This is a genomic window from Arthrobacter sp. SDR-2R (genome assembly GCF_057747955.1).
In genome coordinates, this window is record NZ_CM173231.1 from 3,414,108 (window position 1) to 3,439,951 (window position 25,844).

22 protein-coding genes and 2 riboswitches are annotated in these 25,844 nt (G+C 66.9%); of the genes, 5 read left to right on the plus strand and 17 right to left on the minus strand.

From position 1 onward, the window contains the following. The first annotated feature begins 5 nt into the window (after positions 1-5). Entirely contained in the window at positions 6-611 is a 606-nt protein-coding gene (locus AC3ANU_RS15815) for a hypothetical protein (protein ID WP_488314841.1), read from the plus strand. Positions 612-675: 64 nt separating this feature from the next. On the opposite strand, the gene AC3ANU_RS15820 is transcribed toward AC3ANU_RS15815, so the two are convergent. Next, positions 676-2,160 carry a CoA-acylating methylmalonate-semialdehyde dehydrogenase gene (locus tag AC3ANU_RS15820; protein WP_018771622.1) on the minus strand — a complete coding sequence of 495 codons (1,485 nt, stop codon included), beginning with the start codon at positions 2,158-2,160 and terminating at the stop codon, positions 676-678. Positions 2,161-2,194: 34 nt separating this feature from the next. After that, positions 2,195-3,115, minus strand: a complete 921-nt coding sequence (gene mmsB, locus AC3ANU_RS15825) for a 3-hydroxyisobutyrate dehydrogenase (protein WP_056390018.1) — start codon at positions 3,113-3,115, stop codon at positions 2,195-2,197. 141 nt (positions 3,116-3,256) lie between these two features. Between mmsB and AC3ANU_RS15830 the strand changes: the two genes are divergently transcribed. Then, on the plus strand, positions 3,257-4,159 hold the full coding sequence (locus AC3ANU_RS15830) for a LysR family transcriptional regulator (protein ID WP_488315985.1): 903 nt from the start codon (positions 3,257-3,259) through the stop codon (positions 4,157-4,159). A gap of 35 nt (positions 4,160-4,194) precedes the next feature. On the opposite strand, the gene AC3ANU_RS15835 is transcribed toward AC3ANU_RS15830, so the two are convergent. The 4 genes from AC3ANU_RS15835 to AC3ANU_RS15850 form a co-directional block, all read right to left on the minus strand. After that, positions 4,195-5,340, minus strand: coding sequence for a zinc-binding dehydrogenase (locus AC3ANU_RS15835; protein ID WP_488314842.1), 1,146 nt, complete (start codon positions 5,338-5,340; stop codon positions 4,195-4,197). A gap of 8 nt (positions 5,341-5,348) precedes the next feature. Continuing rightward, positions 5,349-6,731 carry an MFS transporter gene (locus tag AC3ANU_RS15840; RefSeq protein ID WP_018771618.1) on the minus strand — a complete coding sequence of 461 codons (1,383 nt, stop codon included), beginning with the start codon at positions 6,729-6,731 and terminating at the stop codon, positions 5,349-5,351. A gap of 166 nt (positions 6,732-6,897) precedes the next feature. Next, positions 6,898-8,013 carry a homoserine O-acetyltransferase MetX gene (metX, locus tag AC3ANU_RS15845; protein WP_134164492.1) on the minus strand — a complete coding sequence of 372 codons (1,116 nt, stop codon included), beginning with the start codon at positions 8,011-8,013 and terminating at the stop codon, positions 6,898-6,900. A 12-nt stretch (positions 8,014-8,025) separates the two neighbouring features. Continuing rightward, a riboswitch (SAM riboswitch) is annotated at positions 8,026-8,141 on the minus strand. Between the two features lie 100 nt (positions 8,142-8,241). After that, a complete protein-coding gene (locus AC3ANU_RS15850) occupies positions 8,242-9,564 on the minus strand; it encodes a bifunctional o-acetylhomoserine/o-acetylserine sulfhydrylase (protein ID WP_056390026.1) in 1,323 nt (440 codons plus the stop codon). 43 nt (positions 9,565-9,607) lie between these two features. Continuing rightward, positions 9,608-9,722, minus strand: a riboswitch (SAM riboswitch). 219 nt (positions 9,723-9,941) lie between these two features. Here AC3ANU_RS15850 and AC3ANU_RS15855 point away from each other — a divergent pair. Further along, positions 9,942-10,580, plus strand: a complete 639-nt coding sequence (locus tag AC3ANU_RS15855; protein ID WP_026266126.1) for a VOC family protein — start codon at positions 9,942-9,944, stop codon at positions 10,578-10,580. A gap of 189 nt (positions 10,581-10,769) precedes the next feature. Beyond that, on the plus strand, positions 10,770-12,356 hold the full coding sequence (locus AC3ANU_RS15860) for an HNH endonuclease signature motif containing protein (RefSeq protein ID WP_488314843.1): 1,587 nt from the start codon (positions 10,770-10,772) through the stop codon (positions 12,354-12,356). 45 nt (positions 12,357-12,401) lie between these two features. On the opposite strand, the gene AC3ANU_RS15865 is transcribed toward AC3ANU_RS15860, so the two are convergent. From AC3ANU_RS15865 to tdh, 6 genes are all read right to left on the minus strand, one after another. After that, entirely contained in the window at positions 12,402-13,181 is a 780-nt protein-coding gene (locus tag AC3ANU_RS15865) for a CPBP family intramembrane glutamic endopeptidase (RefSeq protein WP_488314844.1), read from the minus strand. Positions 13,182-13,292: 111 nt separating this feature from the next. Continuing rightward, positions 13,293-14,081: a DeoR/GlpR family DNA-binding transcription regulator gene (locus tag AC3ANU_RS15870; protein ID WP_018771901.1), complete on the minus strand. Its 789-nt coding sequence runs from the start codon at positions 14,079-14,081 to the stop codon at positions 13,293-13,295. 100 nt (positions 14,082-14,181) lie between these two features. Beyond that, the gene (hutI, locus tag AC3ANU_RS15875; protein WP_488314845.1) at positions 14,182-15,393 is read right to left on the minus strand and encodes an imidazolonepropionase; all 1,212 of its coding nucleotides are present in this window, start codon (positions 15,391-15,393) and stop codon (positions 14,182-14,184) included. A gap of 11 nt (positions 15,394-15,404) precedes the next feature. Further along, entirely contained in the window at positions 15,405-16,520 is a 1,116-nt protein-coding gene (locus tag AC3ANU_RS15880; protein ID WP_478222098.1) for an NAD(P)/FAD-dependent oxidoreductase, read from the minus strand. Positions 16,521-16,560: 40 nt separating this feature from the next. Next, a complete protein-coding gene (locus tag AC3ANU_RS15885; protein ID WP_134164498.1) occupies positions 16,561-17,757 on the minus strand; it encodes a glycine C-acetyltransferase in 1,197 nt (398 codons plus the stop codon). 8 nt (positions 17,758-17,765) lie between these two features. After that, positions 17,766-18,812, minus strand: coding sequence for an L-threonine 3-dehydrogenase (gene tdh, locus AC3ANU_RS15890; RefSeq protein WP_134164499.1), 1,047 nt, complete (start codon positions 18,810-18,812; stop codon positions 17,766-17,768). Between the two features lie 129 nt (positions 18,813-18,941). Here tdh and AC3ANU_RS15895 point away from each other — a divergent pair, with 129 nt between their 5' ends. Next, entirely contained in the window at positions 18,942-19,853 is a 912-nt protein-coding gene (locus AC3ANU_RS15895; protein ID WP_018771896.1) for a LysR family transcriptional regulator, read from the plus strand. Between the two features lie 47 nt (positions 19,854-19,900). Here the strand turns inward: AC3ANU_RS15895 and AC3ANU_RS15900 are convergent, their stop codons facing one another. The 5 genes from AC3ANU_RS15900 to AC3ANU_RS15920 form a co-directional block, all read right to left on the minus strand. Next, positions 19,901-20,554, minus strand: coding sequence for a DUF5666 domain-containing protein (locus tag AC3ANU_RS15900; RefSeq protein ID WP_488314846.1), 654 nt, complete (start codon positions 20,552-20,554; stop codon positions 19,901-19,903). Positions 20,555-20,744: 190 nt separating this feature from the next. Next, on the minus strand, positions 20,745-22,253 hold the full coding sequence (gene gatB / locus AC3ANU_RS15905) for an Asp-tRNA(Asn)/Glu-tRNA(Gln) amidotransferase subunit GatB (protein WP_018771894.1): 1,509 nt from the start codon (positions 22,251-22,253) through the stop codon (positions 20,745-20,747). Continuing rightward, positions 22,253-23,827 (minus strand): Asp-tRNA(Asn)/Glu-tRNA(Gln) amidotransferase subunit GatA, encoded by a 1,575-nt coding sequence (gatA, locus tag AC3ANU_RS15910; protein ID WP_488314847.1) that lies wholly within the window; start codon positions 23,825-23,827, stop codon positions 22,253-22,255. Before gatA ends, gatB begins: the two co-directional genes overlap by 1 nt. Before the next feature lie 2 nt (positions 23,828-23,829). Further along, entirely contained in the window at positions 23,830-24,126 is a 297-nt protein-coding gene (gene gatC, locus AC3ANU_RS15915; RefSeq protein WP_018763018.1) for an Asp-tRNA(Asn)/Glu-tRNA(Gln) amidotransferase subunit GatC, read from the minus strand. 146 nt (positions 24,127-24,272) lie between these two features. Further along, on the minus strand, positions 24,273-25,769 hold the full coding sequence (locus AC3ANU_RS15920) for a CitMHS family transporter (RefSeq protein WP_134164501.1): 1,497 nt from the start codon (positions 25,767-25,769) through the stop codon (positions 24,273-24,275). Between the last annotated feature and the right edge of the window lie 75 nt (positions 25,770-25,844).

Sequence of the window (25,844 nt, forward strand, 5' to 3'; positions counted from 1 at the left end):
GCACCGTGAGCAGCTTGTTTTTCTGGATTATCGTCCTGTCCTTCGTCGTCCCCATGGCCATGCGGATGTACCGGCGGTCCGTGGCACGGCGGGACCGGGACCAGTCGTTGCCCGGGCGCTTCCCTGGACAGTTCCCGGGGCAATACGGACAAGACGGGTATCCCGGCCCCGGCCAGTACCCGGGACCGGGCCAGTATCCAGGCTCGGCCGGGCCGCAGAGCAACCAGCCCCGCGACGGCTATACCCAGCAGGACTACTTCTCCGGCGGCTTCCGCAGTATCCAGCGGCCGCAGCCCCTGGGCGACCCGCAGCCGTTGCCCCACCAGTACGGCCAGCAGCCTCTGCCGGACCCCGGCTACGGTCCCCCGCAGGGACAGGGGTTTGGTCAGCCAGGCTTTGGCCGGCCCGGCTTTGATCAGCAGGGGTCTCAGCAGCCGCGTCCCGGAGAGCCGACGCCGGGACAGTCCCCAGCGCCGGCCACTCCCCCGCCGCCGGCAGCACCGCAAGGGTACCGCGCCCGCAAGCTCGCGGAACTGGACCAGCAGTACACCAACGGTGAGCTGTCCATGGAGGACTACATGAAGCGGCGCAGCGACATCATGAACGGCTAGTAACAGGAGCGCCACCGGGCCTGCCCGGTGGCGCTCCTTTATGCGTTCAGTGCTCCTGTCAAGCTCAGTGGACCTGCGGGAAGCCCAGGTCAATCACCGAGGTGGAGGGATCCGGCCAGCGCGTGGTCACCACCTTGCCCCGGGTGTAGAACCGGATGCTGTCCGGGCCGTACATGTGGGTGTCGCCGAACAGCGAGTTCTTCCAGCCGCCGAACGAGAACGTGCCTACCGGCACCGGAATGGGCACGTTGACGCCCACCATGCCTGCCTCGACGTCGAACTCGAACTGCCGGGCCGCCCCGCCGTCACGGGTGAAGATGGCCGTGCCGTTGCCGAACTCGTTGTCGTTGACCAGCTTCACGGCGTCGCCGTAGGTATCGACGCGGACCACGGACAGGACCGGGCCGAAGATCTCGTCGTCGTACACCTTCATGCCCGGCTTGACGTGGTCCACCAGGCTGACGCCGATGAAGAATCCGTTTGAATCGAACTGCTGCGAGCGCCCGTCCACAACCACGGATGCGCCTTCATTTTCGGCCCCCGCCACATAGGAGGCCACGCGGTCCCGGTGCTCCGCGGTGATCAAGGGGCCCATCTGGGACGCGGGGTCCGTTCCCGGGCCGATCTTCAAACCCGCCATGCGGCTGGAGATTGCCTTCACCAGGTCGTCCGCGATGTTGCCCACGGCCACCAGGACGCTGACGGCCATGCAGCGTTCGCCGGCTGACCCGTAGGCGGCCGAAACCGCAGCGTCGGCAGCCATGTCCAGGTCGGCGTCGGGAAGCACCACCATGTGGTTCTTGGCACCGCCCAGTGCCTGCACCCGCTTGCCGTGTTCTGCCGCCCGCTTGTAGATCGACTGGGCAACGGGAGTGGAGCCGACAAAACTCACGGCTTTGACGTCCGGGTGCTCCAGCAGGACATCCACGGCTTCCTTGTCACCGTGGACCACGTTCAGCACCCCGGCCGGCAGGCCCGCTTCGGCGAAGGCCTCCGCGATGAAGACGGCGGCCGACGGGTCCTTCTCGCTGGGCTTCAGCAGCACGGTGTTGCCGCAGGCCAGGGCACTGCCGATCATCCACAGCGGCACCATGGCCGGGAAGTTGAACGGCGTAATGCAGGCTACGACGCCCACCGGCTGGCGGACGGAGTGCACGTCCACCCCGGTGGAGACCTGCTCGGACCGCTCGCCCTTGAGCATGTGGGACAGGCCGGTGGCGAAATCGATGTTCTCCAGGCCGCGGGCGATTTCGCCCTCTGCGTCGGAGAGGACCTTCCCGTGCTCGCTGGTGAGGATGGCCGCGAGCTCGGGCTTCCGCTGGGTCAGGATTTCGCGGACCCGGAAGAAGATGCCGGTCCGCCGGGCCAGGCTGGTGGCCCGCCAGGCCGGCAGCGCGGAACGGGCAGCCGCGATGGCTTCCTCTGTCCGTGCCGCCGAGGCAAGCGCCACCTGCTTCTCCTGTTCACCGGTGGCTGGATTGAACACCGGGCCGAAGCGGTCTGCGTCGCTGACGCGGGTGCCGTTGATGTAGTGCGGGATGGTTTCCACGGGGAGTCTCTTTTCCTGCGTTGTGTGGTGCGGGCTAGTTGGCGGACGGCGCCGGGTTGGCGGGTTCGAGTGAGCCGTCCACGAGCTTGATGATCATGGAGCAGTCCTTGCCGGCGTCACCGGCGTCAATAAGCCGCTGGAACAGCTGCTGGACGTGCCTGCCGATCTCCAGGGGCGTGCCGGTATCCTCGGCTGCGCTGATGGCCAGCCCAATGTCCTTGTTCGCCAGCTCTGTGGTGAAGGTGGGCGCGAAGCCGTTGTTCGAGGCTGCGGTAGGAACCACGCCGGGCACCGGGTACCAGGTCCGCAGTGCCCACGAGTCGCCCGAGGAGACAGAGGCAATGTTCCAGAAGACCTGCTTGTCCAGGCCCAGCCGGTCGGCGAGCACAGCGCCCTCCGCGGTGGAGGCCAGGTTGATGAAAAGCATCAGGTTGTTGCAGATCTTGGCCGCCTGCCCCGTGGTGGGGCCGCCCGTGGGGATGATGTTGGCGGCCATGGGGCCGATGTAGCCCGTGGCGTCCGCCACGGCCCCCTCTTCGCCGCCAACCATGAAAGTAAGCGTTCCCGCTTCCGCCCCGCTCATTCCACCCGACACCGGCGCGTCCACGAAGCGGAAGCCGGCGGCAGCAGCGGCGTCGTGCAGTTCCTGGGCGGAGGCGACGTCGATGGTCGAGGAGTCAATCAGCAGCGTCCGGGTGTCCGCGTGCGCCAGCACTCCGTCCCCGCCGAGATACACCGCACGGGCGTGTTCACCCTTGGGCAGCATGGTAAACACGGCGTCCGCACCATCGACCGCTTCGGCGATGCTGGCGGTCCGCTTGACGCCACCTGCTTCAGCGGCTGCCAGGGCTGCCGGGTTGAGGTCGAAACCGCGCACATCATGCCCGGCTTTCGCCAGGTTTACGGACATGTGGCCGCCCATGTTGCCCAGGCCAATCCAACCGATAACTGCCACGAGTAAGCTCCTTTGCTTCCATTCCAGCCGTACTGCCGGCATGTCTGTGTCAACGATCACACCCTGTTAGAGTGCAATCAAGGGGAAAAATCACAGAGGCCATGTGCATTGATGCACATCGAAGGAAGGACCGCAGTGGACCTGAGACGGTTGCCAAGCCCCGACGACCTGCTCATCCTGCTCACCGTTGCCCGCCTGGGCCGGTTCAACGCGGTAGCCGAGACGCTGGGAACAACCCACACCACCATCTCCCGCCGCATCCTCGCCCTGGACAGGCAACTGGGCGGCCGGACTTTGGAACGCAGCCCCCAGGGTTGGGAGCTGACACAGCTCGGTGCCGCGGCCGTGGAAGCGGCAGAGGCGATCGAAGGTACCCTTGGCTCGCTGTCCGGCCTGATCAGCCAGGACCAAAGCACCCTCGCCGGCCTGGTCCGCGTCGCCACGACGGACGGCGTGGGAGCAGTGTTCGTCACCCCGTCGCTGGTGCGGCTCCAGCAGCAAAACCCGCAGCTGAACATCGAAATGCTCAGCGCCACCCGGAAAGTCAGCCAGAACCGGTCGGGCGTGGACCTGGAGATCGTGGTGGGCCGGGCGGACGTCACCACCGCGCAGACAATCTTCCTGAGCAACTACTACCTGCGCCTCTACGCAAGCTCAGCGTATGCCGCCCGGCATGGCCTGCCGGAAACGCTCGACGACGTGGGGCAGCACGCGTTTGTGTCCTACGTCGAGTCCGCACTCCAGGTGGCGGAGCTGGGGCCGCGCTGGTCCTCGCAGCTTCCGCTGCCCAGGACGAGCTTCCAGGCCACCAGCGTGTTCGCCCAGGTGGAGGCGGTACGGCAGGGTGCGGGCATTGGGCTGCTGCCCAACTTCATGGTGGCGGGCTGCGGGGACTTCGTGCCCGTCCTGGCGGCCGACTTTGAGCGCCAGCTCCCCATCTGGGCCGTTGCCCGCCCGGAGTCGCTCCGGTCCGCACCGGTCCAGGCGGTGATTGCGGCACTCAAGGCGGAAATGAAGGAGCGCTCCGGGGTGCTGGCGGGGTAGGCGCGGTTCTTGCGGACCCAGGCCCCCCGAACAAGTCAGGCCTGGAACAGCCGCCTTACCACCTGCCCGGATGCCAGCGCGTCCAGGCCCTCATTGATCTCGCTGAGCGGCCGGGTGTCAGTGTGCAGCAGCTCAACCGGCAGCCTGCCTTCGCGCCAGAACGCCAGGTACTGCGGAATGTCGCGCGCCGGCACGGCATCCCCCATGTAAGAGCCCAGCAGCCGTTTTCCCGCCCCGGCAAACTGCAGGGCCGGCACCGTCAACTGGGCGGACGGATGGGGCAGGCCCACCGACACCACGGCGCCTCCCCGCGTCACCTGCTCCAGGCAGGAGGCGATAACGCCTGCTGATCCCACTGCTTCAATGGCAACGTCCACACCGTCCCCGGACGCTTCCGCGATCAGCCGTGCCGCGTCCTCCGGCGTTCCCACCGATGTGGCGCCGGCGTCGCGGGCCAGCTGGTGCTTGCCTTGGTTTGGATCGATGGCAATGACGTCGGCGGCTCCGGCGAGGCGCGCTGCCATGACGGCTGACAGGCCCACGGCTCCGAGGCCGAACACCGCTACGGACTGCCCCGGACTTACAGCCGCGGTATTCAACACTGCACCCATTCCGGTGAGCACGGCGCAACCAAACATCGCGGCAACCGTGTCCGGGACGTCGTCGTCGATCACCACCACCGATTCCCTTGCCACCACTGCGTAATCGGCGAAGGCCGAGACGCCAAGGTGGTGGTTGATCCGTTCCCCTGCCGGAGTCCGCAGCAGTGCCGGCCCGTGCAGCAGGTCGCCGGAGCCATTGACCTCTGCTGCACGGTGGCAGAGGGCCGGCCGGCCGGCCAGGCATGCACGGCACCCGCCACAGCTCGGCACGAAGACCAGCACCACATGGTCGCCCACGGCCACGTCGGACACGCCGGCCCCCACGGACACCACCCGACCCACCGCCTCGTGGCCCAAGGCCATGGGCAGCGGCCGGACGCGGGAACCGTCCACCACCGAGAGGTCCGAGTGGCAGAGGCTGGAGTAGGTGATGGCAACACCAAGCTCACCGGCGCGGGGCTCCGGCTGCTCCAGTTCCTGCACCAGCAGCGGAGCGGCCTCGGAGTAGGTCTGCTTCCCGTTGCCGGCCCCCGTGGTGGGGGCGGCGGGAACGGTGGAGTACAGGACGGCGGCTTTCACGGATCCTGCTACTTCTTGCGGGCGGCAAGGAGGTCGGCGGTGCCCTGGGCGTCGGCGGCGTCCACGTCGTGCAGCGAGATGCCGCGGGTTTCCTTCAGGAAGTAGACCGCGACGGCGGTAATGGCGCAGGCGATCAGCAGGTAGACCGCCACGGGGACGGAGGACTTGTAGGCGCCCAGGAGCGAGGCGGCGATGATCGGGGCCAGGGATCCTGCCACGATCGACGTCACCTGGTAGCCCAGGGACACCCCGGAGTAGCGCATCCGGGTGGGGAACATTTCCGCCATGATGGCAGGCTGCCCGGCGTACATGAAGGCGTGGAACACCAGGCCGATCATGATGGCGGCCAGGATGATGGCATCGTTCTTGGTGTCCATCATGGGGAAGGCGAAGAAGCCCCAGGTGGCCCCCATGATGGCGCCGGCCATGTAGACGGGCCTGCGGCCAAACCGGTCCGACAGCTTGCCGACCATGGGCACGACTGCGAAGTGCAGGGCGTGGGCAAGGAGCAGCAGGAGGAGGATGCGGGTGGTGTCGGCCTGGACCACGGTTTTCAGGTAGGTGATGGAGAACGTGACCACGAGGTAGTACAGGATGTTTTCCGCCAGGCGCAGGCCCATGGCGGTGAAGACGCCGCGGGGGTAGCGCCGGAATACCTCAGCGACGCCGTAGCCCTTGTGGCCGGCTTCGACCTCTTTGCGGGCTTCGAGGAAGATCGGTGCGTCATTGACCTTGGTGCGGATGTAGTAACCGATCAGGACGATCACCGCGGACAGCCAGAACGCTACGCGCCAGCCCCACCCCAGGAAGGCGTCCTGGGTCAACGTGGAGGACAGGGTGAACAAGACGGCGGTGGCAAGCAGGTTTCCCAGCGGCACTGCCGACTGTGGCCAGCTGGCCCAGAAACCGCGGGATTTGCTGGGGCTGTGTTCGGCCACGAGGAGGACGGCGCCGCCCCACTCGCCGCCAACGGCGAAGCCCTGGGCGAACCGGAGGACCACCAGCAGTGCGGGAGCCCAGTAGCCGATCTGCTGGAACGTGGGCAGGCAGCCCATGAGGAAGGTGGAGACGCCTACCAGGATGATGCTCAGCTGCAGCAGCTTCTTGCGTCCGAACTTGTCGCCGAAGTGGCCAAAGACGATGCCGCCGATGGGGCGCGCCACGAAACCGACGGCATAAGTGAGGAAGGCGGCGATGATGCCATCCAGTTCTGTGCCGGCGTTGGGGAAGAAGGCCTTTCCGAACACCAGGGTGGCAGCCGAGGCGTAGAGGAAGAACTCGTACCACTCAACAACGGTTCCGGCCATGGAGGCCGTAACCACTTTCTTAAGGCCTGAAGCCTTGACGTCGGTTTCCTCTGTGCGCCTTGCGGCGGAGCTTTCCGTACTCATGCGAACTCCTTCGGCGTCGTCGTCGACACCACGGGGACCAATCAATGGCGGCCGGGTGTGATGCACACCACGAACGCACCGGATTCGATTGAGTATGGTCTGCCTGCGGTGCAACCTCAACGCCGATTAGTGCAGAAGGCATCTGCAGGAATGCACATGCGCGGCGCTAGGCCAGGAAGCTGCTCCGGAGCTGGCTGCCCAGCTGCCCGATCTCGGTCAGGAACCCGTCGTGCCCGATCGGCGCCTGGATGACGTGCACGTCCACGTCCCCCGGCAGGGCCTGGGCCAGCTCACGGGACTGCGACGGGAAATACAGCCGGTCCGAATCCACGGCGGCCACGAAGAACCTGGCGGTGGACCTGGCCAGGGTTTCGGCCAGGGTTCCGCGGCCCCGGCAGATGTCATGGCTCATCAGCGCCTCGGTGAGGGCGATATAGCTGTTGGCGTCGAAGCGCTTCACGAGCTTGCTGCCCTGGTGGTCCAGGTAGCTTTCCACCTGGTAGCGGCCGCGGGCGGCCAGAGCCTCACCCTTCAGGGGCGACTCCGGCGCCTGGGGTTCCCGGCCGAAGCGGCCTTCCAGTTCAGCCGCGGACCGGTAGGTGATGTGGGCAATGCGCCGGGCAAGTGCCAGCCCGGCTTCCGGGCAGGGGCCGCCGTAGTAGTCGCCGCCGTTGAAGTGTGGGTCCTGCCGGATGGCCAGGGTCTGGGCCTGCGCGAAGGCGATCTGTTCCGCCGTGCTCGCGGCACCCACGGAGATGACGGCGCAGCGCTGCACCCTCTCCGGGTAGGTCACTGCCCATTCAAGGGCGCGGGCGCCGCCCATGGATCCGCCCAGGACAGCGAACCAGCTGCTGATGCCCAGCTGGTCAGCCAGCCGGGCCTCTGCCACCGTGCTGTCCCGCAGGGTGACCAGGGGGAAGCGGGAGCCCCAGGGGGCTCCGTCCGGGGCGGCCGACGACGGGCCCGTGGACCCGTAGCAGCCGCCCACGATGTTGACGGACACCACGAAGAACTTGTCCGTGTCCACGGGAGCGCCGGGACCGGCCAATTGTTCCCACCAGCCTTCTTCGTCCGTGTCGCCGCGGGTCACGTGGGTGCTGCCGGTCAGGGCGTGCTCGATCAGGATGGCGTTGCTGGCGTCGGCGTTGAGCGTGCCCCAGGTTTCGTAGGCCAGCGTGACGTCCGGGAGGTATCCCCCGGCTTCAAGTTCCAGCCCTCCGATGGAGGCGTAGCGGACAATTCCGTGTTCGGGGATGGTGGTTCGGGCGACGGTAATCGTCATGGCAAGACCTCTTCTACGCGCTTGCCTGCCGTCGTCTGACCGGCAGGCCAGGTCCTCACCCGGGGCACCCCACCGCGGATGGAGGGTTGCCGGCCAGCAAGCCGGGGCTGTCACTGGCACTCATGACCTGGTTCGAGTGTACGAAACACCCCCCGCTCCAGGCCAAGAGTGTGACTGGTTGTGACTTCCCCGCTTGCCGGCCCTCCCGGCGTCAGCCCTGGCGCGCTTTTAGCTCTGGGCGCCTTTGGCAGCGCGGAAACCCGCTTCCAGGTCGGCCAGGATGTCGTCGATGTGCTCCAGGCCAACAGAGAGCCGGACCAGTCCCGGATTCACCCCGGCCACCGCTTGCTGCTCCGGCGAGAGCTGGCTGTGGGTGGTCGACGCCGGGTGGATGACCAGGGAGCGGACGTCGCCGATGTTGGCCACGTGGGAATGCAGCTCCAGGGCGTCGACGAAGCGCTTGCCCGCCTCCGCTCCGCCGGCAAGGTTGAAGGCCACGACGGCGCCCGTTCCCTTGGGCCCGTACTTGCGGCCACGCTCGTACCAGGGGCTGGAGGGCAGCCCGGCGTAGGCGACGGATTCGACGTCGTCCCTTCCTTCCAGCCAGCGCGCCACTTCAGTGGCGTTGGCAACGTGGCGTTCCACCCGCAGGCTCAGCGTCTCCAGGCCCTGGGAGATCAGGAAGGCGTTGAAGGGGGAAACCGCCGAGCCAAGGTCGCGCAGCAGCTGGACGCGGGCCTTGAGGATGTAGGAGAGGTTGGCACCCAGCGCACCGTCGGCGCCTAGGTCGCGGGCGTAGACCAGGCCGTTGTAGGTGGGGTCCGGGGTGTTGAAGCCGGGGAACCGTTCAGGGTCCTTGCCGAAGTCGAATTTGCCGGAATCCACGATCACGCCCGCTATTGCGGAGCCGTGGCCGCCCAGGTATTTGGTGGCGGAGTGGATCACGATGTCCGCACCCCACTCCAGTGGGCGGATCAGGTAGGGCGTGGACAGGGTGTTGTCCACGATCAGTGGCACGCCTGCCTGGTGGGCCACCTCGGAGATGCCTTCGATGTCCAGGACGTCCTGGCGGGGATTGGACACCACTTCACCGAAAAAGAGCTTGGTATTCGGCTGGACGGCGTCGCGCCACTGGTCCAGGTTGTCGGGATCCTGGACGAAGGTGACCGAGATGCCGAACTTCTTCAGGGTGTGGGCGAACAGGTTGTACGTTCCGCCGTAAAGACTGGGGCTCGCCACAATATGGTCCCCCGCCTCCGCAATGTTCAGCACCGCGAACGTCTCGGCGGCCTGGCCAGAGCTCAGCAGCAATGCGGCCAGGCCTCCCTCAAGGCTGGCGATCCGCTGTTCGACGGCATCCTGGGTGGGGTTGCCGATCCGGGTGTAGATGGGTGCAAGTTCGGCGAGGGCAAAGCGGTTGGCTGCGCTTTCGGCGCTGGGGAACACGAAGGACGTGGTCTGGTAAATGGGGAGCGCGCGGGCTCCGGTGGCACTGTCGGGCTCCTGGCCGGCATGGATCTGGCGGGTTTCGAAAGACCATCCGTTGGACATCCAAATCTCCTTTGACGTGGGCCCGGAATGCGTGGGGCAGTACGGGCCGCGCTTGCTTCCGGCTCTTGCCGGACAGCCAGGTCCTCACCCGGGGCACCCCACCGCGGGTGGAGGGTTGCCGGCCAGCGAGCCGGGGCTTGGCGCTGGCACTCATGACCTGCGCCCAGTCTAGGAACGGGGTAGTCGCCATGGACAGCATTGTGACGAACAAGGTCGCCCTGCATGGCTTTCGAGCCGCCACAGGTGGGCCGCCCCGCACCCGGCCGGGGACGCCGCCGTCGTCCTTCTTGCCCATGTTCCCGGCCCTTTTCCCGGCCGCCTTTCCAGTAAGGGTACCCTTAGCTGAGAGCCGGATCACAAAGTGCCAAGATGTTGCCATGCGCATGGATCACGTCTCTTACGCCTGTGAACAAGATGGCCTCGCGGCCACTACCGAACGTATTTCATCTGCCCTCGGCGTTGAGGCAGTGAAGGGCGGGGTGCACCCCCGGTTCGGAACCCGGAATATGATCATCCCGCTCGCCGGGCACAAGTACCTGGAAGTCGTAGAGGTCCTGGACCACCCGGCTTCGGACAAGGCACCGTTCGGACAGGCCGTGCGTGCCCGTTCCGCGGCCGGTGGCGGCTGGATGGGCTGGTGCGTCGAAGTGGACGACCTCGCCCCGTTCGAGGCACGCCTTGGCCGCGCCGCGGTGAACGGCAACCGCAAGTTCCCGGACGGCCGGGAGCTGGTCTGGAAACAGATTGGCATCCTTGGCCTTATCGCCGATCCCCAGGTGCCGTACATGCTCAAGTGGGAAGGCGACCCGGCACTGCACCCGTCCAACGCCTACCCCAGCAACCTTAAGATGAGCTGCCTGACCATCGCCGGCTCCGCGTCCCGCGTGACCGAGTGGCTGGGTGAACCGGTGGAGAAGCCGCTTGAGGACGTGGCGGTGGAGTGGGTCGCCCCGCATGGAACTCCGGGCATCCTGTCGGTCACGTTTGAAACCGCCAACGGAGCCGTCACCATCTGACGCTCCACCCCAGCCTCCCGGAATGTCCGGGAGGGGGTTCACCGGGCCAGTACCCGGATCAGCTTCGGCCGCCATCAGGTGGTGACAACGGCGTCACTACCCGATGGCGGCCGAATTCATTTAAGTGGCTGCTTCCTACATCGCTGCGATCCAGGTCTGAATGTCGGTGCCTCGCTGGATGATGTGGGTATGGGAATCGGCACGGGTGTTGGGGTGGTGTTGGAGGGTGTTTCTGCCTCTGTTGCTGCCCTCGATGCGCTGGACCGTCAGGATCATTTCCTTGCTGCCGGGTCCGGTGTTGGCGCTGACGTGGATGTGCTGCAGCGGCGGTATGAGCTCCGGCTGGAACGGCTGGAGGCAGTCTCCCGGGTCGAGGCTCAGCTCGCGGCGGTCAAAGCTCGTGATGCCGTGGAGTGCGTCGGTTTCCAGCAGGCACTGCTTGCCCCTGACGCCCCGGTGGATGAGCGCATGTTTTCGGAGATGTCCGCGGTGGAGGAGATCGCCGGTGTCCTGAGCATCAGTTCCGCGGCCGCAGGCGGGTTGGTGGAACAGTCCCGGCGGGTGTGTTCCCTGCCGCCGCTCCTGGGCGCCCTGTCAGCCGGTGACCTGTCGTGGCAGCATGCCAGGATTGTCGCCGATGAAACCGAGGGGCTCACCCCTGACGGGGCTGCTGCCTTGGTGGCGCACTTCTTCGACCCCGACGCCCCCAACCCCGCCCGCGGTGCCGCGCCCGGTGAACTTGTCCCCGCCCGGTTCCGCGCCAAGGTCCGCGCCTGGCGGGAACGCCACCACCCCGAAACCCTCGAAAAACGCCACGCCAAAGGCGTCGCGGACCGGCGGATGGAATACACCCCGGACCGCGACGGCATGGCCTGGCTCTCGCTCTACCTCCCCGGCGACACCGCCTGCGCCATCTGGAACCGCACCACCGCCACCGCCCGCGGCCTCCAAGGCCCTAACGAGCCCCGCACCCTCACCCAACTCCGCCCCGACATCGCAGCATCATTCCTCCTCGGCGCAGGAACCCCTGCGGGCGAGGCTGCCGGGAGTAGTGCGGATGTTGGACGAGCTCCCACTCCGCGGGCCGATGTCCTGGTCACCGTGCCGGTCTTCTCGCTGCTCGGGCTGACCGATGAGCCGGCGGTGCTGGACGGCCTGGGCCCGATCCCGGCGTCGATGGCGCGGAGGCTTGTCGCGGACGGGGCGGAGTCGTTCTACCGGGTCCTGGTCGACCCCCGCGACGGGGCACCCCTGGAGATCGGACGCACCCGCTACCGGCTCCCCGAAACCATCAAACAATGGATCCGCATGCGGGACCGGAAATGCACCTTCCCCGGCTGCAGCAACCACACCCCCGACAACCACACCGACCACCTCACCGCCTGGGAACACGGCGGCAGAACAGACATCCGGAACCTGGCCCAGCTTTGCCCCAAACATCACCGTTTGAAGCACGCCCGCACCTGGAACCCGGATCCCGCGACGGAACACGGACCGCCCGGTTGGACCTCACCCACCGGCCGCCACTACAACCCCGAACACCAAGACCCCCAACCAACCCACTGGCCGCCAGGAGTAGTGCCGCTTGCCGCCGTTCCAGCCTGGCCGGAGCCGGAAATGGAGGAACCGGAAGTGGAGGAACCCGACGGCGACAACCTGCTGGACCCGGAGGACCTTTGCGCTGCTGATGCCCTCTGGGACGACTTCTACGCGAAACCCTTCGTGTTGCCACCAGACCCACAAGCAGACTGGCCGTTGCTGCTGACGCTGATGTGACAGCAACAAGCATGGCTGGAGCCGCGCAGGCTGGTGTCCCGGGTCCTACCCCAACCCCATGGCTTTGCCGAACAGGCTGAAGCCAACGAAGGCCACGATATCCAGCAGGGCGTGGGCGATGACCAGTGGCATGACCCGGCGGGTCCGGGTGTACAGCCAGGCAAAGACCACGCCCATCACGGCGTTGCCAATGAAGGGACCAAAGCCTTGGTAAAGGTGGTAGCTGCCGCGCAGCACGGAGCTCGCCGCAATGGCCAGCGGCATGCTCCAGCCGAACTTGCCAAAGCGGTCCAGGAGGTAGCCCACCACAATGACTTCCTCAAGCACGGCGTGCCGCATGGCGGACAGGATGAGCACAGGCACGGTCCACCAATAGGCATCCAGGGCGCTGGGGATGATGGCGGTGGTAATTCCGAGCGCCCGGCCGGCCGCATAGAGACCCAGCGAGGGTATGCCGATCAGTCCAGCCAGTCCGAGGCCCTGGAGCAGATCCCTGCCGGGCCGGGCGAAATTGAACCCCAGTTTCTGAAAGGCAGAGCGGGAGGTGCCCGCCTCGCCCGGCACTGCCTGGCGCTGGTCCGTCAGGAAGTAGAAGACCAGCAGCACGGGCACCAGCGCAAAGATGATGTCCAGCAGCTGATATGTGAGGTCGAAGTATTCGCGGGTGCTCTGGGAGCGGTTCAGGGTGGACGTGCCCTCGGCAAGCGGGGCGCGTGTCATCTTGTCCAGCAGCTGCACCACGGAGTAGACAGCCGACTGGCCCAGGGACAGGCCCAGGACGATCCATACTTCGAGCCGAAGGCGACGGCGGGAGGGAACCAGCATGTTCCCATCTTGCCTTCAGTTTCTGGATCCGGCCTGATGGAGCGGCTGGTGTCCGCAGTCGTAAGCGGGCAGCGGTGCGCCGCCGGAGGAGCCCGGTGCCGGCAGTTCGGGTCAGGCGGGCGCGACAATCACTTCCGTGCCGTTGGCTTCAAAGGCAGCCTTGTCGCGGGGCGAGATGCCGGCATCGGTGATCAGCCGGGTGAAGTTGTAGCCGTCCATGGTGGCGAAGGCCCGCACGCCCACTTTGGAGGAATCGGCCAGGACGTAGGACACCCTGGCCCTGCTGGCCAGCAGCGCATTGACGGAGGCCTCCCCCTCCCCCGTGTTGGTGGGCCCGACTTCGGGATCGATGCCGTTGACGCCGATGAAGGCGATGTCCAGCACCACCTTCTGCATGATGATGTCCGTATAGGGCCCCACCAGTTCATAGGACCGCGGGTTGAGGATTCCACCGGTCACCATCACCTTGATGTTGGGCCGTACGGCCAACTGGCCCGCGATGTTGATGGCGTTGGTAACCACGGTGAGGGTGGGCTGGTTGGAGGGGGCGTTCAGGTCTTCCCGGGTGGCCAGGATCTGGGCGAGCGCTGTGCTGGTGGTCCCTCCGCACAGGCCGATCACAGCGCCGGGCCGGATCAGCGCCGAGGCGCACTGCGCGATTTGTTCCTTGGCTTCGGCGTGGTCGTCGCGGTTGTAGCGGCCGGGGAGGTCGTAGGCCAGGGCACCGGTGGTGGCGCCGCCGCGGGTACGCGTCAGCAGCCGGCGTTTGGCGAGGCTGTCCAGGTCACGCCGAGCGGTGGCCGGGGATACGTTGAGGGTGCTGACAATCTCGTCGACCTCCACCTGGCCGGTTCTGGCCAGCAGGTCAAGAATCGCGGTCAGCCGGTCAGTGCGCGTCATGCAAGCGGGGCCTTTCCGTACATCAGCCACCACGATCGATGACGTTTCCTGATTATAACTCAAGGAAAACAGTCAGGAACAATCAAAAAACGGTATGGACCTACCGCTCCCTGGCTCCGGCCCGCCACACAGCGTACGTCAATGGCATGCCGGGACGGTAAGCGAGATGCGTTGCGGACGGGGCGTTGAGCAGGTGCAGGTCGGCGCGGTGCCCGACGGCGATGGACCCCACGGCGCGTTCACCGTCCGCATCGCGCCCGCTTTCCTTGTGCAACGCCAGTGCGCCGCCATAGGTGGCGGCGCGGACGGCCTCATGCACGCTCAGGTGCATCTGGAGGACGGCGGTGGTGACGCAGAATGCCATGGAACTTGTATACGACGTTCCGGGATTGCAGTTGGAAGCGAGCGCCACCTGCACACCGGCGTCGAGAAGCGTGCGGGCTGGGGCCAGCGGCTGGCGGGTTGAGAGGTCGCAGGCCGGGAGGCAGGTGGCCACAGTGCCCCGCTCGCCTGTGCCGGTGGCGGGGTCCCACCCGGACCAGGAAGCCGCAAGGGACTTCACGTCCTGCCCTGCCAGGTAGTTGACGTGGTCCACGCTGGCGGCCGCCATCTCCACGGCAAGCTGCACGCCGGGGCCCTCACCCAGCTGGTTGCCGTGCACGCGCAGGCCCAGTCCGGCGTCGCGGCAGGCCGTCAGCACGCGGCGGGACTGTTCGGCTGTAAACGCGCCCTCCTCGCAGAAAACGTCGGCCCACTGGACGTAGGGGCGGACGGCATCAAGCATCGGTCCGCAGACCAGGTCTGTGTACTCCTCCGGGTCCTGTCCGGCAGGAACCAAGTGGGCGCCCAGGTAGGTCACTTGGTCCGCCACGCCGGCGGCGATACGCGCGCTGCGGGCCTCGTTCCCGATATCCAGGCCGTAGCCGGTCTTCGTTTCCAGGTAAGTGGTCCCCTGCGAGACTGCCTCGGCAACCCGGCCCATGGCCAGGCGGGTGAGGTCAAAGTCCGACGTGGAACGCGTGGCGTTCATGGTGACGGCGATGCCTCCGGCAGCGTACGCCTCCCCCGCCATCCGTGCTTCGAATTCCGCGGTACGGTCCCCGGCGAACAGCAGGTGGCTGTGGGAGTCCACCCATCCGGGGAGCATGGCGCGGCCGCCGGCGTCGATGGCTTCGTCCGCCGCCGGGGCCTCGGCCGCGGCGCCGATCCACGAGATCCGTTCGCCCTCGACCACTACCGCCGCGTCCTTCAGGACCCGGTGTTCAAGGTCCTGGGTCATCAGCTCGGCAATATTGGTGATCAGGGTGCTCATTGAACCATTCTTCAGCGTCGGATGGACCAGCGGCTGGCAGCAAGGGCCCGCGCTGTCCGGGATTCCGGACCGTCGGCGGCGGCACCTCCGGACGCTCCCTGGCCGGCGAGGATCTGGTCAGCCGCCAGCTCAGCCATCGCAGCGGAGGTCTGGAAGCCGTAGCCGCCCTGCCCCACGAGCCAGTAGAAGCCGGGGGCTTCGGCATCGAAGCCCGCCACCGGAACCCCGTCGGCGGCCTCAGTGCGCAGGCCGGTCCAGGCGCGGCGGATTCCCGTGATCCCCAGGCTGGTGATGGAGTTCAGCTTTTCCACCAGGCGCTCCACGTCGCCTGGCCGGGGCCGCGCGTCCTCGGGGCCACTGGGCACGGTTTCGGACGGCGAAACCAGGACGTCGTCACCGTCAGGGCGGAAGTAGAAGGTATTGTCCGCGGCCGCCACCATCGGGGTGGCGGCAGGCAGGGGGCGTTCGACGGCGGCAATCGCCGCAGTGCGCCGGTACGGCTGCAGCCCCAGCTTCTCGACGCCGCTGATAACTGCGAGCTCATCAGCCCATGCACCGGCTGCATTGACCAGGACGCCGGCTTCAAAGCCCTCGGCCCCGGCACCTACCTGCCATCCGGAACCCAGCCGTTGCGCGGAATGCACCCGTGCGCCGGTGATGATATCGGCTCCGGCCTCGAGTGCCTGTTTGCGGTGCGTGTCCAGGAGCAGGGGCGCGTTGCAGCCAAACGAGCCAGTATCCAGTCCGGCGGCGGCGAAGGTTCCCGGGAGCAGGGCCGGGCACAGCTCAAGCGCGCGGTCAACGGCGATGGGCTGCATGTGCCCGCTGGATTCCGCGGCAACATCGGCCTCGGAGCCGATCAGCATGAAGCTGCGCGGCGTCAGGACCGGTTCCGGCAGTTCCGCGTCCCGCGCCGCGATCAGTTCCAGGGTCCGGAGCGTGAGTTCCTGCACCACGGGAGGGCCATAGCTCGGGATCAGCTGCCGGGCGGAGCGGGAGGACGTGTGGTACGCCAGCTCCTGCTCCGCCTCCACCAGTGCCACGCTGCAGCGGCCGGCCAGCGCGGAGGCCAGGGACAGGCCGGCAATGCCGCCGCCCACGATCAGGACATCGTAATGTGCTGCCATCCGTCCATCCTTGCAGAGTTCGTGGCCGGTGGAACTTTCGTCAGGCTGCTGCTTCGGCGCGGCTGGCGACGAAGGCACGAACGCACGCTTCGACGTCGTCCGCTGAATGGGCGGCGGACAGCTGCACCCGGATCCTCGCGGCACCGCGCGGAACCACGGGGAAGCTGAAGGCGGTGACGAAGACGCCGTGCTGCAGCATCCGGTCGGCAACCTTGGCGGCCATCACGGCATCGCCGAACATCACCGGCACGATGGCGTGTTCGCCGGGCAGCAGGTCGAAGCCCTCCCCGGTCATGCGGCGGCGGAACAGTTCGGCGTTTTCGAAGAGACGGCGGCGCAGGTCGGCCGAGTTTTCCACCAGGTCCAGAGCCTTGAGGGTGGCGGCCACAATGGCGGGAGCCACCGAGTTGGAGAACAGGTAGGGGCGCGCCTTCTGCCGCAGCATGGCAATGATCTCCCTGCGGCCGGACACGTAGCCGCCTGACGCCCCGCCCAGGGCCTTGCCGAAGGTGCCGGTGTAGATGTCCACGCGGGAGGACACGCCGGCGTGTTCGGGGGTGCCCGCGCCGGTGGCGCCCATGAAGCCCACGGCGTGGGAGTCGTCCACCATCACCAGGGCGCCGTACTTTTCGGCGAGGTCGCAGATGGCCTCGAGCGGAGCCAGGTAGCCGTCCATTGAAAACACGCCGTCGGTGACGATGATCTTCCGGCGGGCGTCCTGCGCCTCCTGCAGGCGGGCCTCGAGCTCGGCCATGTCCTGGTTGGCGTAGCGGTAGCGGCGCGCCTTGCACAGCCGGATGCCGTCGATGATGGAAGCGTGGTTGAGGGCGTCCGAAATGACCGCATCCTCGGACCCGAAGAGGGATTCGAAGACGCCGCCATTGGCGTCGAAGCAGCTTGAGAACAGGATGGTGTCCTCGGTACCCAGGAAAGCGGAAACCCTGGCCTCGAGTTTGAGGTGCAGGTCCTGGGTTCCGCAGATGAAACGGACGCTGGCCATGCCGAAGCCGCGCTCGTCCATGGCGGCCTTGGCGGCATTGATGATGTCCGGGTGGTCGGCCAGGCCCAGGTAGTTGTTGGCGCAGAAGTTCAGCACGTCGGCACCCGGCGCGCCGATCTGTCCGGCGGTGATGTGGCTGGACTGCGGCGAGCTGATGCTGCGTTCGGTCTTGTAGAGCCCGGCGGTGCGGATTTCCTCCAGCTCGTCGCGAAGCTGGTCCTTGATGGAGGTGTACATGGGTTTCCTTACAGTCGGGTCCAGTCGAGGACTACTTTGCCGCCCACGCCGCTGCGGGCAATGTCGAAGCCCTTCTCCCAGTCCGTGGCGGGAAGCGTGTCCGTGACCACGGCGGAGATGCCCGCATGGAGCACGGGGTTGGATGAGAGCATGGCGCTCATGGCGTACCAGGTTTCGTACATCTCCCGGCCATAGATGCCCTTCAGGGTCAGCATGTGGGTGACCACCTTGCCCCAGTCGATGATGATTTCCTGGCTGGGCAGCCCCAGCATGGCGATCCGGCCGCCGTGGTTCATGTTGTCGATCATCTCAGGCAGGGCGGAGGGGTGGCCGGACATTTCCATTCCGACGTCGAAGCCTTCGCGCATGCCGAGCTCGCGCTGGGCGTCGCGGACCCGGGTGGTGGAGACATCGATGGCGAGGTCGGCCCCGAGCTGCCGGGCCAGGTCCAGCCGGGGCCGGGAGACGTCGGTGATGGCGATCTTGCGGGCTCCGGCGTGGCGGGCGACGGCGACTGCCATCAGGCCAATGGGGCCGGCCCCGGTGATGAGGACGTCCTCCCCCACCAGCGGGAAGCTCAGTGCGGTGTGCACGGCGTTGCCGAAGGGGTCGAAGATGGCGCCAAGTTCGGGCGTGACGGAGGGGTCGTGGTGGACCCACGCGTTGGTCTCGGGGATCACCACGTACTCGGCGAAAGCCCCGTCGCGCTGGACCCCCACGCTGACCGTGTGGATGCACATCTGGCGGCGTCCTGCGCGGCAGTTCCGGCAAATGCCGCACACCACGTGGCCTTCCCCGGAGACCCTGTCGCCAACCTTGACTTCGCGGACGTCTTCGCCCACCTCCACCACTTCGCCGTAGAACTCGTGGCCGGCGATGAGGGGCGCTTCGATGATCCCCTGGGCCCAGGAGTCCCAGGACTGGATGTGCAGGTCCGTGCCGCAGATCCCGGTGGTCATGACCCGGATCTTCACGTCCGCCGGACCGGCCTCCGGCTCGGGCCTGTCGACGAGTTCGAATCCGGCCTGCGGGCCGGGCTTGTACAGGGCCTTCATTGGCGTCCTTACTTCTTGGCATTCAGATCTGAGGTCTTGTCCTCCTCATTGAAGCCTCGGCGAAGCGTTAGCACAACAGGAATTTTCTCAATCAACGATTTAGGAATTGCTAATGATTAGACTGGCGTGGTGGAGATACATCAGCTGGAGATCCTGCGTGAACTGGGCGCCCTGGGGAGCGTGAAGGCCGTAGCAGACACCCTCATGGTGACCCCGTCTGCGGTCTCGCAGCAACTGGCCCACCTGCAGCGAACAGTCGAGGTGCCGCTGACACGCAAGGAGGGCCGGAACCTGGTGCTCACGGAAGCCGGCCAAGTGCTCGCCGACGCAGGCGCCGCCGTCGTCAGCGCCATGGCCGACGCCCGCGGAGCCCTGGGCACCTACCACCACTCGCCGGCCGGCCGGGTGACGCTCAGCGGCTTCCACAGTGCCGGGCAGGCGCTGTTCGCGCCGCTGGCACGCATGCTGGACCGGCCGGAACACCCCCGGATCGAACTGTCCGATGAGGATGTTGCCCAGCAGGACTTCCCTGCCCTCACCGCCCGGTACGACCTGGTCCTGGCGCACCGCATGGACCACAGTCCCCGCTGGCCCGCGGAACGCGTGGCCGTGATCCCGCTGGCGCACGAGCCCCTGGACGTGGCACTGCCCGCCGGCCACCCGTTGGCCCAAAAAGATACGGTCACGGCGGACGACGTCGGCGCCGAGGCCTGGGTGACCAGCCACCCCGGCTACTCCCCCGCCGATGTCCTGTCTGCCGTCGCTGCCGTGTCCAGCCGGGAGCCAAACATCGTCCACCGCATCAACGACTACTTCACGGTGGCGGCGCTCGTGGCCGCGGGCGGCGTGGTTGGGCTGCTGCCCAGGTACACGGCAGGGCCGGTCCTGAATCCGGGCATTGTGCTGCGGCCCCTGGAAGGCATCAGCACGCGCCGCAGGATAGACCTGCTGGCCAGGCCGGAAAACCTGAAACGGCGGGCGGTGGTGATGGTCTGCGAGGCGCTGGAGGACATCATGGCCGGGCTGGTGCGGCAGGGCTGACCTGGGCTCAACCCGCGCTGGAGGGGCAGTTCAAGGGCAACCGGACGCTATGCCCCTTCGTCGTCCTGGTGGTTCCCCTTGCCCATCTTGTGTCCAAGGCCGTGGCCGCGTCCCAATCCAAGGCCAGGCCCGTCACCGGCACCCTTCACGATCCGTTTGGCTGCTGCCTTGTCCCCGTCCTTGGTGCCGGAGATGCGTACCGTGTCCCCGGCGGCGATGTCTGCGGTGGTTCCGTCCGTCGGCTTAAGCCGCTTGCCGTCGTCGCCTGTTGGAAACATGGTGATCCTGGTATCGGCGTTGACGGCGTAGGTCTGGGAGTAGCCGTCCTCGCTCTTGACGGTGATGGCCGAATCGCTGACCGATTCCACCGTCCCACGCTGTTCCAGGACGGTCTGGAACGTGCCGTCGGCGTTCTTGACCACGCCCTCGCCGTGGAGTGCCTGCGGACGCTGGGCCTTCTTGTCCTGCTTGTCCTGCTTGTCCTGTTGGTCCTTCTTGTCCTGCTGGCCGGGTGCAGTGTCTTTGCCTGGTGCCGTGTCTTTGCCTGGTGCCGTGTCTTTGCCTGGTGCCGTTTGCGAGGGCGACGGCGTCGGCGTGCCCGTGGCGGACCACGCCAGGGCCGTCCCTGTACCCGTCAACGCCAGTGCCACTGCCCCGGCAAGCAATGCCTTGCGCGCCCTCATCGGTTCCCTTGCCACCATGGTTGTTCCTCCCGCACGCCGCCGGGGCACCAGCGCCCCGTGGGCTCAAGTGTAAGTCCGCCGCGGACGCGCAGCCACGGGTACTTTCAGCCGGCGGCACCTGAGTACTTAAAGCCCAACTGGGTCGCAGTTAATGTCGTTATCAGCGTTCAAAACGACATCTGCTGCGACCCAGTTGGGTATGGGAGTGCTAGACGGTGACGCCCAGCTTCTCCAGGATCAGTTCCCGGACTCGGGCGGCGTCGGCCTGTCCGCGGGTGGCCTTCATGACCCCGCCCACGATGGCGCCGATGGCCTGGACCTTACCGCCGCGGATCTTGTCCGCGACGTCGGGCTGGGCAGCGAGTGCGGCATCGATGGCTTCCAGGAGGGGGCCGTCGTCGGAAACCACGGCGAGTCCGCGCTTCTCGACGATCTCTTCGGGGGTGCCTTCGCCGGCGAGCACGCCGTCCAGCACTTCCGTTGCCATCTTGTTGTTGATCTTGCCGGCCTCCACCATGCGGTTGAGCTCCACGATGGTTGCGGGCTGGACGCCCAGCTGGCCGGGGTCGACGTCGGCGGCCTTGGCGCGGCCCACGATCTCGCCCATCCACCACTTGCGGGCCACGGACGCGGACGCGCCGGCCGCGATGGTTTCCTCGATCTCGTCCAGGACGCCGGCGTTCACCACGTCGCGGAATTCCAGGTCAGAATAGCCCCAGTCGGCCTTGAGCCGCTTGCGGCGCTCGGCCGGCGGTTCTGGCAGCGTGGCGCGCAGTTCCTCCACCCATTCACGGGACGCCACCACGGGGACCAGGTCCGGTTCCGGGAAGTAGCGGTAGTCGTCCGCGTCCGACTTGGGCCGGCCCGACGTGGTGGTGCGGGTGTCCTCGTGCCAGTGCCGGGTCTCCTGGACCACGGGATTGCCGGAGTCCAGGACGGCGGCGTGGCGCTGGATCTCGTAGCGGACGGCGTGCTCGACAGCGCGCAGCGAGTTCACGTTCTTGGTTTCGGACCGGATACCGAACCGTTCCCGGCCGTGCGGGCGGAGCGAGACGTTGGCGTCGCACCGCACGTTGCCGCGTTCCATGCGGGCATCGGAGACGCCAAGGTTCTTGACGATCTCGCGGATGGCGGCCACGTAGGCCTTGGCCAGTTCCGGGGCGCGGGAGCCGGCGCCCTCGATGGGCTTGGTGACGATTTCCACCAGCGGGACGCCGGCGCGGTTGTAGTCCACCAGCGAAAAGTCGGCGCCGTGGATGCGGCCGGTGGCACCGCCCATATGGGTCAGCTTTCCGGCGTCCTCCTCCATGTGAGCGCGCTCGATCTCCACGCGGAACACGGTGCCGTCCTCCAGTTCCACGTCCAGGTAGCCGTCGTACGCGATGGGCTCGTCGTACTGGGAGGTCTGGAAGTTCTTGGGGGTGTCCGGGTAGAAGTAGTTCTTCCGGGCAAAGCGGCAGGATTCGGCGATCTTGCAGTTCAGCGCCAGGCCGATCTTGATGGAGGACTCCACCGCCGTCTTGTTGACCACGGGCAGCACGCCGGGCATGCCCAGGTCCACCTCGTTGACGTTGGTGTTGGGCTCGTCGCCGAAAACGTTGGGTGCGGAGGAGAACATCTTGGTCTTGGTGTTGAGCTCCACGTGGACCTCAAAGCCCAGGACGGGGTCGTACTTCTCCATGGCCTCTTCGAAGCTCAGGATTGCCTCGGTGTTCATTATTTTGCCTCCTGGGCTTCGAGGGTACCGGCTGCGGCAAGGTCGGGAGCCTGGGCCAGCAGCGGGCCGCCCCACTTGGCTTCGAGCAGCGATTCGAGCACCGCGCCAACCCGGTAGAGGCGGGCGTCCTCGCGGGCCGGGGCCAGCAGCTGGATGCCGACGGGAAGTCCGTCCTCGTCGGCCAGGCCGCCGGGCAGTGACAGGCCGGGAACACCTGCCAGGTTGGCGGGGATGGTGGCGACGTCGTTCAGGTACATGGCCAGCGGATCGTCCAGCTTTTCCCCCAGCGGGAAGGCCGTGGTGGGGGCGGTGGGTGAAATCAGGACGTCGGCCTGTTCAAAGGCGGCGTCAAAGTCCCGCTGCACCAGGGTGCGGACCTTCTGGGCCGAGCCGTAGTAGGCGTCGTAGTAGCCGGCGGACAGGGCGTAGGTGCCCAGGATGATGCGGCGCTTGACCTCGTCGCCGAACCCGGCGGCGCGGGTGGCACCCATGACGCGTTCAATGGTCATGGGCCCGTCCTCGGGGAGGACGCGCAGGCCGTACCGGACGCCGTCGAACTTGGCCAGGTTGGAGGAGGCCTCGGACGGCATGATCAGGTAGTAGGCGCCCAGGGCGTACTGGAAGTTGGGGCAGGAGACCTCCACGATCTCCGCGCCGGCTTCCTTGAGCAGCTCCAGGGCGTCGTTGAAGCGGTTTTCGACGCCGGCCTGGTAGCCCTCGCCGTGAAGTTCCTTGATGATGCCGATCCGCAGGCCATCGACGTTGCCGGTCTTCGCGGCAGCCACGAGGTCTGCCAAGGGGTCCGGCAGCGACGTGGAGTCGCGGGGATCGTGGCCGCCGATGACCTGGTGCAGCAGGGCGGAGTCCAGCACGGTGCGGGTGACCGGGCCGATCTGGTCCAGCGAGGAGGCCATGGCGATGGCACCGTAGCGGGAGACGCTGCCGTAGGTGGGCTTCACCCCAACGGTTCCCGTGACGGCACCGGGCTGGCGGATGGAGCCACCGGTGTCCGTTCCCAGGGCGAGGGGCGCTTCGAAGGCGGCAACCGCCGCAGCCGAGCCACCGCCGGAGCCGCCGGGGATCCGGTCCAGGTCCCAGGGGTTGCAGGTGGGGCCGTAGGCCGAGTGCTCGGTGGAGGAGCCCATGGCGAATTCGTCCAGGTTGGTCTTGCCAAGGATGGGCATCTTCGCGGCGCGCAGGCGCTCCACCACGGTGGCGTCGTACGGGCTGTGCCAGCCTTCGAGGATTTTGGACCCTGCAGTGGTGGGCTGGCCGATGGTGACGATGAGGTCCTTGACGGCGATGGGGACGCCGGCCAGGACGTGCAGGGCCTGGGCCTCAGCACCGCCGGCGGCGCGGATGGCGTCCACCTCGGCGGCGACGGCGAGCGCTTCCTCGGCGTTGACGTGCAGGAAGGCGTTGACCTTGCCGTCGACGGCGGCGATGCGGTCCAGGTAGGCCTGGGTAACTTCGACGGCGGTGACCTCGCCGGCGTGGAGCTTTTCGGCCAGCTGCGCGGCGGACAGGCGGATCAGGGTGTCGGCGCTGGTGCCGGCGGTGTTGTGTTCAGTCATGGTTATGCCTCATCCAGGATGGCCGGGACCTTGAAACGGTTGTCATCGGAATCCGGGGCGCCGGAGAGTGCCTGTTCCGCCGTGAAGGTGTGTCCAACAACGTCGTCGCGGAACACGTTGGTGAGCGGAATGGGGTGGGACGTGGCCGGGACGTCATCCCCGGCGGCCTCACTGACGGACTTGACCGAATCGACGATGACGGCGAGCTCGCCGGCCATCCTGTCCAGCTCTTCGGCACTCATCTCGATGTGAGCGAGCCGCGCGAGATGCGCGACGTCGTCACGGTTGATCGCAGCCATGGATCTCCCCTGCAAAGTTCGGATTGTTTTCCGATCCAGTCTAGTGCGGAAACGCAGATGCCCGTCTGACGGCCCCCAGCGGGCGTCAGACGGGCACCTTACCTACCCGGTCCTGCCTCGGGGACAGGAGCGCGGGCAGCTAAAGACTAACCGATACCAATGGCTCCAGTCAGCAGCCCGACGCCGAGCATTACCAGGGAGATGACGGCAGTGCGCCACAGGACCTTCTTGTGGTGGTCACCGAGGTCCACCTTGGCCAGCGAAACCAGCAGCAGGATGGCAGGGACCAGCGGGCTCTGCAGGTGGAACGGCTGGCCGGTGATGGAGGCACGGGCCATGTCAGCGGCGCCAACGCCGTAGTGGGCGGCGGTCTCGCTCAGCACCGGCAGTACGCCGAAGTAGAAGGCGTCGTTGCTCATGAAGAACGTCATGGGGATGCTCAGGATGCCGGTGATGACCGCCATGAACGGGCCCATGGAGGACGGGATGATCTGGACCAGCCATGCGGACATCGCTTCCACCATGCCGGTGCCCTTGAGGACGCCGGTGAGGACGGCTGCGGCCATGACCATGCTGACCACGGCAACGATGGAGGGGGCGTGGGCGATCAGCTGGGCGCCCTGGTCCTTGACCTTGGGGAAGTTGACCAGCAGGGCGACCGCGGCGCCCACCATGAAGACGAACGGCAGCGGGATGATGTTGGCTACGAGCACCACCATGACGGCGACGGTCAGGGCCAGGTTGAACCAGAACAGCTTGGGGCGAAGGGTGGAGCGGTTCGGGTCAAGGGCGGTGTCGGTGAGTCCGGCGCCGCTGTCCTCAAGGAGGGTGTCGGCGCGGTCCAGTACGGCCACGGAGGATCCTGCCGGGGAGCCGTCGACGGCGGGGGCTGCTCCGCCGGGGTTGCCCTGGCGTCCGCGGCCGGTTCCGGCACCCGTGCCGCCGGTTCCGCCGGCGGAGGCACCGCCGTCGGACATTCCGTCAAACCCTGCCGCCGTCTCCGGGACGCCCCAGATTTCCGGAGCGGTGGCACGGAGGCGGTTGCGCTCCTGCAGGCCCAGCAGCCAGGCGAAGGCGAACACGACCACCAGGCCGGCCACCAGGGACGGGATCATGGGGACGAAGACGTCATTGACGTCGATCTTCAGGGCGGTGGCGGCGCGGGCGGTGGGGCCGCCCCACGGCAGGATGTTCATGGTGCCGTTGGCCAGGCCGGCCACGCAGGTGAGGACCACGGGGCTCATCTTGAGGCGCAGGTAGACCGGCAGCATGGCGGCCGTGGTGAGGATGAACGTGGTGGACCCGTCGCCATCCAGCGACACGGCGGCCGCCAGGATGGCGGTGCCCAGGACAACCTTGGCGGGGTCGTTGCCCAGCTTGCGGAGGATGAACTTCACCAGCGGGTCAAAGAGCCCGACGTCGATCATCAGGCCGAAGTAGATGATGGCGAACATCAGCAGCGCCGCGGTGGAGGTCATGGACTTCATGGAGTCCATCACCATGTCGCCGATGCCGAGGCCGGCACCGGCAAAAAGGCCAAAAACAGTAGGGACAATGATCAACGCCAGCACTGGCGTCAACTTCTTCGTCATGATCAGCACCATGAATACCGCGATCATGGCGAATCCAAGTATTACCAGCACGGCCGGCTCCTTCTTGTGAACAGCACCACAGCGTTGTGATGCGTGCTACAGACTGTAGGGTGGCGTCCGTCACGG

Bases quoted from the DNA above. Each gene is read 5' to 3' on its own strand.
- AC3ANU_RS15885 (WP_134164498.1), bottom strand. From the start codon at position 17,757: ATGTACACCTCCATCAAGGACCAGCTTCGCGACGAGCTGGAGGAAATC.
- AC3ANU_RS15860 (WP_488314843.1), top strand. From the start codon at position 10,770: ATGGGAATCGGCACGGGTGTTGGGGTGGTGTTGGAGGGTGTTTCTGCC.
- AC3ANU_RS15880 (WP_478222098.1), bottom strand. From the start codon at position 16,520: ATGGCAGCACATTACGATGTCCTGATCGTGGGCGGCGGCATTGCCGGC.
- AC3ANU_RS15840 (WP_018771618.1), bottom strand. From the start codon at position 6,731: ATGAGTACGGAAAGCTCCGCCGCAAGGCGCACAGAGGAAACCGACGTC.
- AC3ANU_RS15900 (WP_488314846.1), bottom strand. From the start codon at position 20,554: ATGGTGGCAAGGGAACCGATGAGGGCGCGCAAGGCATTGCTTGCCGGG.
- gatB (WP_018771894.1), bottom strand. From the start codon at position 22,253: ATGAACACCGAGGCAATCCTGAGCTTCGAAGAGGCCATGGAGAAGTAC.
- gatA (WP_488314847.1), bottom strand. From the start codon at position 23,827: ATGACTGAACACAACACCGCCGGCACCAGCGCCGACACCCTGATCCGC.
- AC3ANU_RS15855 (WP_026266126.1), top strand. From the start codon at position 9,942: ATGCGCATGGATCACGTCTCTTACGCCTGTGAACAAGATGGCCTCGCG.
- hutI (WP_488314845.1), bottom strand. From the start codon at position 15,393: ATGAGCACCCTGATCACCAATATTGCCGAGCTGATGACCCAGGACCTT.
- tdh (WP_134164499.1), bottom strand. From the start codon at position 18,812: ATGAAGGCCCTGTACAAGCCCGGCCCGCAGGCCGGATTCGAACTCGTC.
- AC3ANU_RS15850 (WP_056390026.1), bottom strand. From the start codon at position 9,564: ATGTCCAACGGATGGTCTTTCGAAACCCGCCAGATCCATGCCGGCCAG.
- AC3ANU_RS15865 (WP_488314844.1), bottom strand. From the start codon at position 13,181: ATGCTGGTTCCCTCCCGCCGTCGCCTTCGGCTCGAAGTATGGATCGTC.
- gatC (WP_018763018.1), bottom strand. From the start codon at position 24,126: ATGGCTGCGATCAACCGTGACGACGTCGCGCATCTCGCGCGGCTCGCT.
- metX (WP_134164492.1), bottom strand. From the start codon at position 8,013: ATGACGATTACCGTCGCCCGAACCACCATCCCCGAACACGGAATTGTC.
- AC3ANU_RS15870 (WP_018771901.1), bottom strand. From the start codon at position 14,081: ATGACGCGCACTGACCGGCTGACCGCGATTCTTGACCTGCTGGCCAGA.